The organism is Chroococcidiopsis sp. CCNUC1, from assembly GCF_023546805.1.
Lineage (GTDB): Bacteria > Cyanobacteriota > Cyanobacteriia > Cyanobacteriales > Chroococcidiopsidaceae > Chroococcidiopsis > Chroococcidiopsis thermalis.
In genome coordinates, this window is record NZ_CP097480.1 from 2,508,860 (window position 1) to 2,524,462 (window position 15,603).

12 protein-coding genes and 2 pseudogenes are annotated in these 15,603 nt (G+C 42.7%); 8 read left to right on the forward strand and 6 right to left on the reverse strand.

Annotation, left to right across the window (positions count from 1 at the left end; translation table 11 throughout):
• Positions 1–140: 140 nt before the first annotated feature.
• The 3 genes from M5J74_RS11705 (at position 141) to M5J74_RS11715 (ending at position 3,955) form a co-directional block, all read left to right on the forward strand.
• On the forward strand, positions 141–1,490 hold the full coding sequence (locus M5J74_RS11705; protein ID WP_250016732.1) for a hypothetical protein: 1,350 nt from the start codon (positions 141–143) through the stop codon (positions 1,488–1,490).
• Positions 1,491–1,725: 235 nt separating this feature from the next.
• Positions 1,726–3,540 (forward strand): molybdate ABC transporter permease subunit, encoded by a 1,815-nt coding sequence (gene modB / locus M5J74_RS11710; RefSeq protein ID WP_250016733.1) that lies wholly within the window; start codon positions 1,726–1,728, stop codon positions 3,538–3,540.
• A gap of 58 nt (positions 3,541–3,598) precedes the next feature.
• Complete coding sequence (locus M5J74_RS11715) at positions 3,599–3,955, forward strand: tRNA-binding protein (protein ID WP_250016734.1); 357 nt, start codon at positions 3,599–3,601, stop codon at positions 3,953–3,955.
• 33 nt (positions 3,956–3,988) lie between these two features.
• On the opposite strand, the pseudogene M5J74_RS11720 reads toward M5J74_RS11715, so the two are convergent.
• Positions 3,989–4,174: pseudogene (locus M5J74_RS11720) on the reverse strand (MerR family transcriptional regulator); the annotation flags it as partial.
• Positions 4,175–4,458: 284 nt separating this feature from the next.
• Between M5J74_RS11720 and thrB the strand changes: the two are divergent.
• The gene (thrB, locus tag M5J74_RS11725) at positions 4,459–5,394 is read left to right on the forward strand and encodes a homoserine kinase (protein ID WP_250016736.1); all 936 of its coding nucleotides are present in this window, start codon (positions 4,459–4,461) and stop codon (positions 5,392–5,394) included.
• 550 nt (positions 5,395–5,944) lie between these two features.
• On the opposite strand, the gene M5J74_RS11730 is transcribed toward thrB, so the two are convergent.
• The 3 genes from M5J74_RS11730 to psaB form a co-directional block, all read right to left on the reverse strand.
• Entirely contained in the window at positions 5,945–6,085 is a 141-nt protein-coding gene (locus tag M5J74_RS11730) for a photosystem I reaction center subunit IX (RefSeq protein ID WP_015154278.1), read from the reverse strand.
• A 72-nt stretch (positions 6,086–6,157) separates the two neighbouring features.
• On the reverse strand, positions 6,158–6,643 hold the full coding sequence (locus M5J74_RS11735; RefSeq protein WP_015154279.1) for a photosystem I reaction center protein PsaF subunit III: 486 nt from the start codon (positions 6,641–6,643) through the stop codon (positions 6,158–6,160).
• Positions 6,644–7,097: 454 nt separating this feature from the next.
• Positions 7,098–9,323, reverse strand: coding sequence for a photosystem I core protein PsaB (gene psaB, locus M5J74_RS11740; protein WP_015154280.1), 2,226 nt, complete (start codon positions 9,321–9,323; stop codon positions 7,098–7,100).
• A 1,181-nt stretch (positions 9,324–10,504) separates the two neighbouring features.
• Here psaB and M5J74_RS11745 point away from each other — a divergent pair.
• The 4 genes and pseudogenes from M5J74_RS11745 to M5J74_RS11760 all read left to right on the forward strand — a co-directional run bounded on the left by M5J74_RS11745 (position 10,505) and on the right by M5J74_RS11760 (position 14,264).
• Positions 10,505–11,175, forward strand: a pseudogene (locus M5J74_RS11745) (DUF2834 domain-containing protein).
• A complete protein-coding gene (locus M5J74_RS11750; protein ID WP_106167038.1) occupies positions 11,172–11,813 on the forward strand; it encodes a hypothetical protein in 642 nt (213 codons plus the stop codon). The pseudogene M5J74_RS11745 and the gene M5J74_RS11750 overlap by 4 nt, the downstream one beginning before the upstream one ends.
• A 171-nt stretch (positions 11,814–11,984) precedes the next feature.
• Positions 11,985–12,365, forward strand: coding sequence for a hypothetical protein (locus M5J74_RS11755; protein WP_106167036.1), 381 nt, complete (start codon positions 11,985–11,987; stop codon positions 12,363–12,365).
• A 63-nt stretch (positions 12,366–12,428) separates the two neighbouring features.
• Positions 12,429–14,264 carry an ABC transporter ATP-binding protein gene (locus tag M5J74_RS11760; protein ID WP_250016740.1) on the forward strand — a complete coding sequence of 612 codons (1,836 nt, stop codon included), beginning with the start codon at positions 12,429–12,431 and terminating at the stop codon, positions 14,262–14,264.
• Positions 14,265–14,345: 81 nt separating this feature from the next.
• On the opposite strand, the gene M5J74_RS11765 is transcribed toward M5J74_RS11760, so the two are convergent.
• On the reverse strand, positions 14,346–14,825 hold the full coding sequence (locus tag M5J74_RS11765) for a hypothetical protein (RefSeq protein WP_106170173.1): 480 nt from the start codon (positions 14,823–14,825) through the stop codon (positions 14,346–14,348).
• Positions 14,819–15,466, reverse strand: coding sequence for a ParA family protein (locus tag M5J74_RS11770; protein WP_015154286.1), 648 nt, complete (start codon positions 15,464–15,466; stop codon positions 14,819–14,821). Before M5J74_RS11770 ends, M5J74_RS11765 begins: the two co-directional genes overlap by 7 nt.
• Between the last annotated feature and the right edge of the window lie 137 nt (positions 15,467–15,603).

Sequence of the window (15,603 nt, forward strand, 5' to 3'; positions counted from 1 at the left end):
AAAAATCTAGCGCGATCGCGCTCCAACTTTCCAGATCGAACGGCTATCCTCACAACTTCCTCAACTTTGTTATCTAACTTAAAGGAGAGACAAAAGCCTTCATAAGAGTGAAGACAGATGGAGATGGAGCCGCAAGCCTAATGAACAGTCGCAAAGGCTGGCACTTTGCCACAAGATATTTGATTCAATTTCTCTGTGCTTTGGTACTGCTATCGGTGCTATTATTCGTTACGCCAAGTTGGGCAAAGGATACCGTAAGTGGCAAGCAAGTCACGATCGCTGCTGGACAAATTGTTCCCGATGACGTGTATTTGGCTGGAGAGACAATCTTGTTGAATGGTACTGTCAAAGGCGATGCGGTTTTGGCAGCAAAGCAAATTACCCTGAATGGCACAGTTGAAGGCGACTTAATTGCAGCAGGACAAGTCATTACAATTAATGGTAGTGTAGGCGATGATGCGCGACTGGCTGGACAGGTGTTAATTCTTCAGCCAAAAGCACGGATAGCAGACGATGCGATCGCGGCTGGTTTCAGTTGGGAAAATCAAACTGGCAGTAATATAGGTGGCGATCTAACTATCTTTGCCAACCAAGCTTTGTTAGCTGGAAGTATAGAACGCGATGCGATCGCGGCAACAAATGCCTTGGAACTGAGGGGAAGCGTCGGCGGAAATATGCAAGCCACAGCAGTAGGCGATCCCCAGTTGGTTGAAATTCCCTTTGTGCCTCAACCCCCCGTAACAGTAGCGCCAATTAAACCAGGTTTAACCCTGACCGATACTGCACAAATTGGTGGTAAAGTCAATTATAAATCTGCGACTACGGCTCAAATTAGCCCAAGAGCAAAGATTGCGGGTGGAGTTGTAGGAGAAGCATTAGAACATCGGATTGCACCTACACCAAATCCAGCTAGGGAAGCAATTTGGCAGATTCAGCGCCTATTGGCTTTACTCTTCGTTGGTTGGTTATTGCTGCGATTTGTCCCCACTTGGATGCAAAATTTAGCGGCAAGAGTCAAAGCTAAACCTTTATCGAATTTAGGTTGGGGGATACTAGCATTTGTGGCAGTTGGAGTAGGTACGATCGCGATCGCCACTGTAACTGTTATTCTCGCTATTCTCTTTGCGATCGCTCTACCTAGTCTCGCTTTACCGGTCTTGGGATTGGGAATAGTCGCTAATCTTGCCCTTACAATCAGCTTTGTAACTTTTGCCAGTTTTGTGCCGCAGATTGTCTTTAGCCTACTAGCCGGAAGCTGGCTATTGCAAAAATTACAACCTAGTATCTCAATACAACCCCCAATACGACAATTTGTAGCACTGGGGATTGGTTTATTGGGATTTGTGCTGCTGACATCTATTCCCGTACTAGGGGCGATCGTCACCCTCATCGCGATTTTCGTCAGCCTCGGCGCACTTGCACAACACATTACCAGTCGTAAGCCACAAGTTGCAATTGTCGATCGCCAACTCCCAATCGCCAACCATTAATAACAATCCCTTGTTCTGGCGATCGCGCGATCTATTACTTCCTATCCTAAGCTTGAGTTACATGTAGCAAATAGGACTGCTACATATATTTTAGTTGGTTTACAATCTTCAAATCACAACCGAGTTGCGATCGCTGTAGAGAAATAGGTGTCACTCCGAAATAGATTGTAAGATACTATTTTGCTTCGTGCAAAGATGTAAAGAGAATCGCCAAACTTACGCCAGAGAAAGATAAATGTTCAATGACATTTCCCCTCTATGGATTTCTCTAAAAACCTCCTTAATTGCCACAACTATTACTTTCTTTCTAGGAATTATCGCCGCCTATTGGATGCTAGGGTATCGAGGTAAGTGGCGATCGCTAATTGAGGGAATATTCATCTTACCTCTCATTTTACCACCAACAGTAGTAGGTTTTTTATTACTAGTAATATTTGGAAAATACGGCATACTCGGACAATTTTTGGCATCATTTAATATCAACATTGTCTTCACTTGGTATGCAGCCGTCATCACCGCCACAGTAGTAGCCTTTCCATTAATGTACAAAACTGCTTTGGGAGCCTTTGAACAAATAGACGCAAATTTAATCCGTGCCGCAAGAACATTAGGTGCTTCTGAATGGACTGTTTTCTGGCGTGTCAGCTTTCCTTTAGCAATTCCTGGGATTATTGGTGGTGCGACGCTAGCTTTTGCTCGCGCGTTAGGAGAATTTGGTGCAACATTAATGTTAGCAGGTAATATCCCCGGACAAACGCAAACTATTCCGATGGCTATTTACTTCTCAGTTGAAGGCGGCTCGATGCAGGAAGCTTGGGGATGGGCGCTAGTCATCATGGGAATTTCTCTATCTGGAATTGTAGCAGTAAATTATTGGCAGCAATCGAGAGGTAAGAGGCGAGAGGCAAGAGGCAAGAGGCAAGAAGAGTCAACTACCAACTACCAATTACCAATTACCAATTACCAATTACCAATTATCGAATCAAAATTATTTGTCAATATTCAAAAACAATTAGCAGAATTTGACTTGAATGTAACTTTTAGTAATGACGATCGCCCATTAGGACTTCTGGGAGCTTCTGGCGCAGGTAAAAGCATGATTTTGCGCTGTCTGGCAGGGATTGAAACGCCTAATGCTGGTAAAATTGAGTTAAATGGGCGGGTGCTGTTTGATTCTCAACGCCAAATTAATCTTCCCACACGCGATCGCAAAATTGGTTTTCTGTTTCAGAACTACGCTTTATTTCCTCACCTAACAATAGGGCAAAATATTGCCTTTGGTTTACCGAAAGCTACGCCAAAAAAACAAGTTATCCAAGTCGTAGAAACTCAACTTGCATCAATGCAACTACATGGTTGTGCTAATCGTTATCCCCATCAACTATCCGGCGGACAACAACAGCGAGTCGCTTTGGCACGGGCTTTAGCCAGTCAACCAGAAGCGTTATTATTGGACGAACCGTTTTCAGCTTTAGATACTCATTTACGGAGTCAGTTAGAACAGCAATTAATTTCCATTCTGTCTAATTATCAAGGTGTAACTCTGTTTGTCAGTCATAATTTAGAAGAAGCTTATCGAGTTTGTCAAAATTTATTAGTCATGGAAAAAGGAACTGCGATCGCTAGCGGTTCCAAACACGATATATTTGAACGTCCTCAAACTTACAGCGTAGCTCAATTAACTGGATGTAAAAACTTTTCTTGCGCCGAGATTGCTGTCAATGGAATGGTAAAAGCAACAGATTGGGGAATAGAGTTACAAGTCACAGAATCTATCTCCAAACAATTAAAATATGTAGGAATTCGCGCTCATCAAATTATTTTTACGACTGAATCAAACCGAGAAAATACTTTTCCTTGTTTTTTAGCTCAAACTAGCGAAACTCCCCACCGCATGACTGTATATCTCAAGTTGTATCAACAGCCAACCCACTCTAGCGATTATCACCTGCAAGCAGAAGTATTTAAGGAAAAGTGGGAGATCCTGAAAGGGCGATCGTTTCCCTGGTATATTAGGCTAGATCCAATGCGGTTGATTTTGATGACGTAAAATTGGTAGGGTGAGTTGCGAACAAAGCACCCTACGAATACAAAAATAAAGTTTAATTATGAATGTTAACGAAACAGCGATCGCAGAAATTTCTTTTGATGACTTTCTCAAAGTCGATATGCGAGTTGGGACAATTCTTGATGTTGAAGATAATTTAAAAGCGAGAAAACCTGCTTATATCTTGACAATTGACTTTGGTGAGTTGGGAGAAAAAATGAGTTCGGCGCAGATTACCGATAACTATTCTAAAGCCGAACTCATCGGTAAGCAAATTATTGCTGTCGTTAACTTCCCTGCTAAAAGAGTTGCAGGTGTTAAGTCTGAAGTATTGGTATTAGGAGCAGTAACTAATGACAAAGGAGTGGTTTTATTAGAGCCAAACTTACCTGTAGAAAACGGAACTCGAATTAGCTAGTAGCAACTTTTGCTACTAGGAATTAAATTTTAGTAAGGAAAAGCCTAAATCTTTCAGAGCCAAAATCCGATTTAATCTAGGTAATTGGCTAGCACAGTAGTAGCGATAGCTGGTAAACTGGTCTACCTGGATTGGTTTTGAAAGCCCCATTTCATCATAGAGGCGTAGTGCTTTGATTGATACGCGACTAAGTTTAGAAAAGTCACCGATTTTAAACATCAAATCTGCGTTTATAGCGTTTCCTATACAGGTGAAATACATTCGTAGGGGCGCACAGCTGTGCGCCCCTACAGATCTATGTACCCGATCCAATTGAGAATAGCTCAGGAGCTACGCAGATCCCCCAACCCCCTTTTTAAGGGGGCTTTGCTCCCCCCTTAAAAAGGGGGAGCCAGAGGGGGAGCGAGATCTAAAACTTCAAATGCGTAACTCCTGATAGCTATAACTGTTATCTATTTCTAGTACACACCCTCCTCTAAGGGCATCAAGAGTAAATTATTTCAATGTCCGAATCTCATATTACCGTCACCGTTCCTGCTACCACGGCAAATCTAGGACCAGGGTTTGATTGTATTGGTGCAGCATTAACTTTATACAATCGGTTCAAGTTTTCCCGCTTGGAAGTAGGCAAACTGAGCATAACAGTTACAGGTACAGAAGCCGCCAAAGTTAAGACAGATGAGAGTAATTTACTGTACCAGGCTTTTTTGAGACTGTATCAACACATCAAGCAATCGCCGCCAGCAGTAGCAATTGAAATTGAATTAGGCGTACCTTTGGCGCGGGGTTTGGGTAGTTCGGCTACTGCAATCGTTGGTGGTTTGGTAGGTGCAAATCAGTTAGCAGGTACGCCTTTAAGTCAAGCTGAGGTGATGAATTTAGCGATCGCAATGGAAGGACATCCTGATAATGTCGTACCAGCCTTGCTAGGTGGCTGTCGGCTAGCAGCTAGTGTAGAGATGTTACATGTAACATCTCCATACTGGCAAATTTGCGATATTCCGTGGCAAGAAAATGTCGTACCTGTAGTTGCAATTCCTGATTTTGAGCTATCGACATCTGAAGCGCGACGGGTTTTACCAACTCAGGTGAGTCGCGTCGATGCAATTTTTAATACAGCACATTTAGGACTACTACTGCGGGGTTTAGCAACAGGTAATGGAGAATGGATCGGTGCAGCTTTGCAAGATCGACTGCATCAACCATACCGTCAAAGACTGATTTCAGGTTATGAAGCCGTACAAAATGCCGCTTTAGCTGCTGGAGCCTACGGAATGGTTATTAGTGGTGCGGGACCAACTTTACTCGCGTTGACGGAAACTGCAAAGGCGGCGGCTGTAGCAACGGCAATGCAGACAGCTTGGCAACAACAAGGGATTGATGCTGAGGTGCGATCGCTGGCGATCGATACTCAAGGGGCAACTACCAATCCTGTTTGATTCGTGAAATTTAAATGTAGGGTGGGCATTGCCCACCCTACCAGAAAAGCGCCTACAATTGATTGAGTTAGTAATAGTAGTATCCATAATAATTAGCTTCGATCGCACTCAATCTTTTGCTTTATCAAGATATTATAATTTAAGCGATCGCTCTCGGAACTCGCACTATAAATTACACTTATATTAGTTAGAAAAACTAATTCAAAATATTGCCAAATCAGACTCGATATTCCATAAAAGAACATCTGTATTTTCCATCCAATTAGTGTTTAAAATTGTAACAAAGTCTTATATTTTTCTATTATTTATTGATACTCTAAAATGAAAGGGAAAAATTTGTTGCCTGGGTTTTAATTTATCATTCCTCAGTGATAAATTAAATCCTGCCTCTACTAACCTAGAGGCATTTTTATTGTAGTTGCGGATAGTTTTATTTACAGCAAAAACTTATCTTCTAGTCAAATAGAAGAAAAATATTCTAAGCTTATTTAGTAGGGTGGGCAATGCCCACCTTACATTTAAATTGCTAATGACTAATGACAAATGACGATTAAGGAGTAGGCTTAAAATACGTGCCATACTGCAAACCTGGAAACCAAATTTGCAACATAATTAGCACTACCGAAAGAGCAACCATTGTAAAAGTTGCCATTACAGGGGCAAGAGTAAGATATTTAAACACATGTTGCATGGCTATTTTCCTAATGCGAGATTGCGAATAGTGCGCACAAAGTTTTGAACTAATTCAACTTAACTAATTCGGCTATCGTGGCGAGATTGGAATTTCCTCATCTCTAGCAGTCAAGTCACCACTCAAGAACTCTTGCAGTGCTAAAAGAGGCCAAAGAACAGCTTTTGATATAGACTGCAATGCCAACGGTAAATCGATAAAAATTTCTTTCATTTCGGGATCGCTAGCTGATTTAGTGGCACGGAGATAAGAACGACCGCTCCAGCCGATAAAACCAGCAACGTACAAAAATAGACCGATGGGAACTAAAACATCAGTAGCTCGATCTAAGCGATCTAGTGGCAAATGAGGTAAACCATCCGTGCCGCAAAGTTCGTATTTTGCGTAAGCCTTAAATGGCTTATTGAAGTAATAGGTATCAGGAGCATTTTTCATCCGCGCCTGAAAAGCTGGCGATTTGCTACAAGGTACGAGGGTGCTATTAGCCGCAGAAGCCGTAGGAATTGTACTGCCCCAAATTACAAAGGCGATCGCTAGTGTAAATAATAACCGCCTCATGTTAATTTCGCTTTTTGTTCTGTCACTTTTTATGAACTGCATAGCATTGTTAATGGTTTGTTTTAGAGGCGCGATCGCCTCTGCAAAAGAGCGATCGTCGTTGTCTTTGGCAAGTATCCTAACAGACTCAAAATCCAATTTAATCTGATTTGATAAAATTTAAATTGTCCTGACTACAAGATAAAAAACGTTTTGTGTTTTATTACTTTACATATGTTTTTCAAAAACTAAAACTTAACTACGAAAGGGTTTTAGAAAATAATAACCATCTCAGCAACTCATTTTGTAGCTTCATTTATGAAGAAAACTTCAGAAAGTCAAAAGTCAAAATTTAAAAGTTAAAACTGAGTAGACAAGCGACAGAAGTTATAACTAACCACCGATAACTGATAACTAACCAATTAATAAAATCCCCTATTTGTGAAGTAGGGGATTTTATTTACCCTACGCTCGATTAACCAAACTTACCAGCAGTCGAAGCAATTACGAAAGCAGCATAAGTGAGGACGTAGCCAACCGCAAAGTGAGCTAACCCCACAACGCGAGCTTGAACGATTGACAGAGCCACAGGCTTGTCTTTCCAGCGAATCAAGTTTGCTAGAGGTGTCCGCTCGTGCGCCCAGACCAAAGTTTCGATCAACTCTTGCCAGTAACCGCGCCAAGAAATCAGGAACATGAAACCAGTTGCCCATACTAAGTGTCCCAACAGGAACATCCAAGACCAGACAGACAGGTTATTCATGCCATAGGGGTTATAGCCGTTAATTAACTGAGCTGAATATAGCCACAGGTAATCGCGCAACCAACCCATCAGGTATGTCGAAGACTCGTTGAACTGAGCCACATTGCCTTGCCAAATTCCTAGATGCTTCCAATGCCAGTAGAACGTCACCCAACCAATCGTGTTGAGCATCCAGAACGCAGCCAGGTAGAAGGAGTCCCAAGCGGAGATATCGCAAGTGCCACCCCGACCAGGACCATCACAAGGGAAGGCATAGCCGAAGTCTTTTTTGTCGGGCATCAGCTTGGAACCACGGGCATCCAACGCACCTTTAACTAATACCAACGTGGTTGTATGCAAAGCGAGAGCAAATGCGTGGTGGACTAAGAAGTCACCAGGACCAATCGTCAAGAACAAAGAGTTCGTACCAGCATTGATCGCACCTAACCAACCAGGCAACCAGACATTCCCGTGATTGGGCCAAGCTGTTGTAGCGATACTATCTGGGTTAGACAACAGAGTATCGAAGCCGTACAACACCTTACCGTGAGCAGCCTGAATGAACTGTGCGAACACGGGTTCGATCAGAATTTGCTTTTCAGGAGTTCCAAAGGCAACCACTACATCGTTGTGAACGTAAAGACTGAGGGTATGGAAGCCCAAGAACAGCGATACCCAAGACAGGTGAGAGATAATCGCCTCTTTGTGCTTCAAGACGCGCTCTAAGACATTGCCCTTATTCTGTTCTGGGTCGTAGTCCCGTACCCAGAAGATCGCGCCGTGAGCAAAAGCCCCCAGCATGATGAATCCAGCAATGTACTGGTGATGAGTGTATAACGCTGCCTGGGTCGTGTAGTCCTGCGCCATGAATGCATAGGGAGGCAGGGAATACATGTGTTGTGCCACCAGCGAGGTGATGACCCCTAAGCAAGCCAAGTGCCAGCCGAGCTGGAAGTGGAGAGAGTTATTGTAGGTGTCGTAAATGCCTTGGTGAGGCATATTGAACGGACCTTCTACTGGAACACCAAAGAAGGTTTTAGCATTCATCATCTCCTTGATGCTGTGACCGATACCGAAGTTGGTACGGTACATGTGTCCGGCAACGATGAATAATACTGCGATCGCCAAATGATGGTGAGCGATATCCGTCAGCCATAAAGACTGAGTTTGAGGGTGGAAGCCACCCAAAAAGGTCAAGATCGCCGTCCCCGCACCCTGAGAGGTTCCAAAGACATGATTGGCAGTGTCAGGGTTAGCAGCATAAGCCGCCCATTTCCCCGTAAAGAAGGGCGTTAGACCTTCTGGATGGGGTGGTGTAGTCAGAAAGTTACTCCAACCGACGTGCTGTCCGCGAGCCTCGGGAATTGCAACGTGAACTAGGTGTCCAGTCCAAGCCAAGGAGCTAACGCCAAACAATCCCGCTAAGTGATGGTTCAGGCGAGACTCCGCACTCTTAAACCAGGCAAGTCCTGGGCGGAATTTGGGCTGTAAGTGCAACCAGCCAGCTAGCAAGAATACTGAAGCTAGCACGAGTAGGAACACCGAACCCATATAGAGGTCGTTATTCGTCCGCATCCCGATGGTGTACCACCAGTGATAAACACCAGAGTAGGAAATATCGACGGGATAGCTTGCCCCACCTTGGGTAAAAGCATCAACTGCGGCTTTACCGAATTGAGGGTCCCAAATTGCGTGGGCAATGGGACGGACGTGCAGCGGATCTTTTATCCACTGCTCAAAATTTCCTTGCCAAGCTACGTGGAATAGAAGGCTGGATGCCCAAAGAAAGATGATGGCAATGTGACCGAAGTGTGTAGCAAAAATCTTTTGATAAAGATTTTCTTCAGTCATTCCATCGTGACTTTCAAAGTCGTGGGCGGTAGCAATCCCATACCATATCCGACGAGTGGTCGGGTCTTGTGCGAGATCTTGGCTAAATTTGGGAAATTTAGTTGCCATTTACTTTACTAAATCCTCCAATTAGCTAATCCGTTGTTATTAATCTGAATTAGCAAAACAGTACAGACAAACGAAATCTCCCTCGACATGAAGCCGAAGAGAAACTACTGTAATTAAATTCACTAGATACCGTATTGAGGTGTAGTTTTAATAGCGCAATTCAGTAGCTAAATGCAACAAAACTAACTTATTGCGAATAAAAACTAACTCAGTCCTTGTGCATTCGCACATAGAAGCATTATTAAATTATTTAGCGATTTATTAAGGCTAGTAAAGCACTTTTCAAATTATGAAATTGCTTTTAGATTTATAAATTGAAGCGTTCTGGTTAAATCTATCAAACCCTAACTATACTAAGCTTTTGCAGCTAAAGTATCGCCACAGAGTAATGTTGCATTTGTTTAAGCAACCTTCTTAATTTGGCACTTTATGTTATGCCGCAGTGAGTCAACAACTCACGAGTGACTTAATCAATTATATCCATAAATAATTCTAATATGCGATTGTTAGAGTACGTTTCAAAAGCTCTCTAGATAAATGAGCTGAAGGTGGGCGCTGCCTACCCTACGAGGAAAAATATAAATAATTCTAATGTGCGATCGCCAAAATATGCTCTAAATACTCTCTACATCACAAAGTTCAGTTTTATTAGTTAAATTGGGCATTCTAACTATAGTATGCAAAGGTAATTTTTCCCATATAAAGGAAGTTAACAAACTATAGTTTAAGGAATATAAGTAATGATAAACATCCTCTATTTTCTCATGACTGAATTTTGATTGTGGGCGCTTTGTAAACTGCACTCATTTTCACTATAAACGCAATCGTCGCTTTATTGGGCAAGCAGAGAAGGTGTTGAGGGAAATTGGTAATAATACAAATTCTGTTTATTATTGTACTAGATTCGATCTCCCTAGCCCCCTTATTAAGGGTAGGGGATCTTCTGTGGCGTAGTTTTAAAGAAATGGTATAAGTAATTGGTAAGTCGTAAGTCGTAAGTCGTAAGTTGAAATAAACTGACAACTGATAAACAACTCTTCCTTTAGGCGTAAGCGAGTAAAAGAGAGCAATTTTAAGATTTAAGAGAGCGAGTCGAAGATTCTATCTAAATATCTTGGGCGATCGCAAAAATTAAAGTAGAGTTGTTATTTAGTTCTTTTACTCTACGTACTTACCTTATGATGAGCAGAAAGATTGGATTTTGGTTGCTGTGGCTAGGATTTATTACTTACGCTTTCGTATTCGCCCCCCCGACCAACCAAATACACTGGAGTTAATTACAAATCTTTCTACTGGCAAGTGGGCGGGAATTAATCCTCTAATTGTTTCCTTATTTAATTTGATGGGAGTTTTTCCACTAATTTACAGTTGCTTGCTGTTTATTGATGGTAGGGGGCAAAAGATTCCTGCTTGGATATTTGCAACTATATCAATGGGTGTAGGCGCATTTGCTTTATTGCCTTATTTGGCATTACGTCAACCGAATCCAACGTTTCTAGGTCAGAAAAATCTGCTGCTCAAGTTATTAGATGCACGGCTAACTGGTGTTGTTTTGAGTATAGGTGCGATCGCATTAGTTGCATACGGTTTGGGTAAAGGAGATTGGGCAGATTTTTTGCAGCAGTGGCAAACTAGCCGTTTTATTCATGTCATGAGTTTGGATTTTTGCTTACTGTGTGTTTTATTTCCTGCTTTATTAGGGGATGATATGGCACGCAGAGGCATGAATAATTCGGTGATTTTTTGGTTAACAGCGTTAATTCCTTTATTTGGCTCTTTAGGGTATTTGTGCGTGCGTCCGCCTCTACCAGAGGATAGTTCGGCAATAGCGAGTCAGCAAGTGGTGACATGAACAGAAAAATTGCTTTATGGACGATTTGGGTGGGATTTCTCATTTATGTATTGTTTCTTGCCCCGCCGATTCGCTGGCAAGAAACTTTAAATTTGTTGATGAAAATATTGACGTTCCAGTGGGCAAGTGTCAACCCAGTAATTTTGTCTTTGTTTGCCCTAATTGGTGTTTGTATTGCTCTCTACAGTTGCGTGCTTTTCTTTGATGGCAGAATGCAGAAGTTACCATTTTATCCTTTTGCGATCGCTTCTATAGGCACGGGGGTAATTGGGTTAATTCCTTATTTGGCTTTACGAGAAGCAAATCAAGAGTTTACAGGGCAGAAAGATGCTTTTTTGCAGGTGTTAGATTCCCGCATAACAGGGTTATTTCTGACTTTATTTACTCTTGCCTTACTTGGCTTCGGAATTATTTTTGGTGACTGGGGAAATTATCTTCAGCAATTTCTAAGCGATCGCTTTATTAATGGCATGAGTTTAGCATTTTGCCTATTTTGCTTGTTATTCCCCACAGTCCTCGGTGATGACATGGCGCGGCGCGGATACTACAGCAATTCTCAGTTATTTTGGCTGATTGCCCTAATTCCATTACTCGGTCCCCTTGCCTACCTTTGCTGGCGACCCCCCTTAAGACAGTAACCAGTAACCAGTGACGTTATCAGAATTTGTAAGGGTGGGTTTAGCAAACAAATATAACAGCCTCAACGAAAAATTTTTCCTCAAAACCCGCCCTTATGAGAGACAACAACCAACAACATATATAGTTCATGTGTACCATATAAGAAGTAGTTATCGAGAGAACGATGAGTTATGGCAGTGGCAGAATTGCGAAAGAATGGGATGATGGCGCATCTTCTGGATGCCCTGGACGCAGGTGAGGATATCGGACACTACGGTAGGTTGGTGTTTGCGATGGTGGCGCGTCATTTTTTAAGTGAAGAAGAATTAATTAACTACCTGACTAAAGATAAAGACTGTAGTGAAACAGAAGCACGCAGCCTCTACCACCAGGTACAAGCCAAAGACTACAATCCGCCCAAACGGGAACGGATATTAGAATGGCAACAGCACCAAGATTTTCCGATTTGTCCCAATGCTGACGATCCTGATGCAGGTAATGTGTATAAGGATCTACAATTTCCAGAACACGTCTACGAACACATTTCAGAGTATTACGAACATAAAAATTAGCGATCGCATCAGTAGAGGCGCACAGGTGTGCGCCTCTACCACCAATAATTACTAACTCCAAAAATGCCAAAGCCACGAAACATCCTGCAAAGACTGCTGACACAATTGAAACAAGGATCGCAGGTGTTTCAATATACAGGTAGAGCGGTAGGATTAGTTTGGCAAACAAGTCGCGCCCTAACCTTTGTTTTGGCGATTGTGACTGTGATAGCAGGTTTACTCCCAGCCGCGATCGCCTATGTGGGTAAGTTAATTGTCGATGGTGTGGTTTTAGCCCATCAGTCGGGATTAGAACGCGATCGCCTGATTACACTAGGCTATCTAGGAATTGAGGCGATTTTAGTCGCATTACTCGCAGGAAGTCAGAGAGGATTAACGATATCCCAGTCTTTGTTGCGAGTGTTGCTGGGACAAAAAGTCAATCTATTAATTTTGCAGAAGGCGTTAACTTTAGACCTTATCCATTTTGAAGATTCAGAATTTTACGACAAGATGACTAGAGCGAGAAGAGAAGCTTCTAGCCGTCCGTTGTCTTTAGTGAGTAGCACGTTTAGTATTGTCCAAAATGCGATTTCTCTTGTGACCTACGGTGGCTTGCTGCTACAGTTTTCTTTCTGGGCAGTCATAGTCTTGTTGTTGTCAGCCGTACCTGCATTTATTGCGGAGACGCGATTTGCTGGGCAAGCTTTTCGCCTATTTCGGTGGCGTGCGCCGGAAACAAGGGAACAGACTTATTTAGAAACTTTGATCGCTCGCGAAGACTTTGCTAAGGAAGTAAAGTTATACCAGTTGGGGGCGATGTTGTTAGAACGTTACCGTTCGATCTTTAATCGGCTATATGGGGAAGATCGAGATTTAACTCTGCGGCGTGGTGTGTGGGGATATTTATTAAGTTTGTTGAGTACGGCAGCGTTTTATCTTGCCTATGCTTGGATTGTTGTTGAAGCGATCGCCGGACGACTTTCGCTTGGCGATATGACAATGTATTTAATGGTATTCCGTCAAGGACAAACGACTTTTTCTAGCACTTTAACTAGTATTGGCGGAATGTATGAAGATAATCTCTATTTATCTAATTTATACGAATTTTTAGAACAACCTATTTCTTTACCTAAAGGCAAAGCTACCCAAGGTTTAATACCTGGAGATGGCATTCGATTTGAAAATGTCTCCTTTATTTATCCTGGTAGTAATAAACTTGCTTTAAATAATGTTTCGTTTCGGATTCGAGCCGGAGAAAAATTAGCTATAGTTGGTGAAAACGGCTCTGGCAAAACGACTTTAATTAAGTTATTGACTCGATTATATAATCCAGATAAAGGGCGAATTTTACTTGACGGTTTAGACTTGCAAGCATGGGATTTAGGAGTTTTACAAAGACGAATTGGGGTAATATTTCAGGACTTTATTCGCTACCAATTTACCGTAGGTGAAAATATTGGTGTCGGTGATGTTACCCGCATTGAAGATAGAGATCTATGGCAAGTAGCAGCAGACAAAGGAATGGCGCTACCTTTAATCGAACAATTACCAGACAGCTTTCAAACGCAATTAGGTAAATGGTTTCGTGGCGGACAAGAATTATCGGGGGGACAGTGGCAAAAAATCGCTTTGTCTCGCGCTTTTATGCGAAATAAGGCAGATATTTTAGTTCTAGACGAACCCACAGCCGCTATGGATGCGGAAGCAGAGTTTCAAATTTTTGAACGTTTGCGATCGCTAACTCAAAATCAGATGGCAATTCTGATTTCCCACCGCTTTTCTACCGTGAGAATGGCGGACAAAATTATGGTTTTATCTGGTGGGAAAGTGGTAGAACAGGGAACTCACGAAGAATTATTGCAGTCGGGAGGACGCTATGCTCATTTGTTTCGCCTGCAAGCAGCGGGGTATCAGTGAGTAAGTCAAAAGTGAAAAGTTAAAAGTCAAAATTGTGTGGGGTGGGCATTGCCCACCTTACTATCACAGTACTTTTTTAAATCAATCAAACCAACCAATATCTTTATCTGAAAATGCAGATGATGACATGTCAGGTAAAGAGTAGGATTGTACCGGTCTAGCTAAGGCAGAACTAACGGGTTTAGAGTTAGATTTAGAGGTTGTTTTGGAGCTAGATTTAGTGTTTGTTTCTGTCAGTTTCAAGATTGTTTCTTTGGCTTGGTCGAGTTCTGCTTGCAACTTTTCAACTTTTTCGACTAAAGTTTTTTGGTCTTGGAGTTGCGATCGCAACTCCTGATTCTCGGTTTGGGCAGCTTCTAGTGCTGCTTGTATGTCTTTCACTGTGGTTTCCAGTTCGGCTTTAGTGGGACTGGTACGGCGATGATTTGTGGCAGATTCAGAATTTGTCTCTTCTGAAGTGGGTTCCTCCACAACAAGTTTTGCTTCTACCGTAATCTCCTGCGGTTCGGCAGATTTTTGCGCCTCTTCTTTCAATAAATCGGATAGATTTTTTCTCACCATAACTTCCTCCAATCCCTCTCCATTTCGTCGGCGACTTTACGGTAATCTAATTGTGCCTCTTTTGCGTGCTTTCCTCGCCACTGGACGATTGGCACGCCATCTAAAGCTGCTCGTTCGTGGGCTTTATAGGCGCGGATGACAGTCTTGCAAGCTGGAATACCGAGTTCTTTAAGGGTGTTTTGAGCTGCTTGCGCGTCCGTCCAACTACGAGGATCGACTCGCGTTAAGAGGACGCGATGGGCTACCCCTGATGGTACGACTGCACGTCTGACTGTCTCAACTAGGATAGCTAAATCCATCGGTGCTGGCGGCGTTGGTAACAATAAATAATCTGCCGCTGCGATCGCTGCTGCCAACGATTCCGAGTTGAGCGCTGGTGGTGTATCGACAACGACGAGTTCGTATTCCTCTACCCGCTTCAATTTACCCAATAGTAAGGGATCGGTTTCCTGTACTAAATCGAAACCCATTTTTTGTTCGCCGCGATCGACCCACCAAGATAAACTGCCTTGAACGTCGGCATCGACCGCTAAGACTTTGTAATGCTCGGCAAGAATTCCTGCCAAAGCCATACTTGTTGTGGTTTTACCCACGCCACCTTTACCATTCGCCACAACAATTATCTTGGGTTGCCGAGCCATTGCGCATCTTTCTAGGGACAAGAATAGATTACCAAATCCGCGTCCCTAAAATGTTTTAATTCACAGGGAGTAGGGTGGGGAGAATTCGGAATTCGGAATTCGGAATTCGGAATTAGTTGTGACTTGCTCCCTCAGCT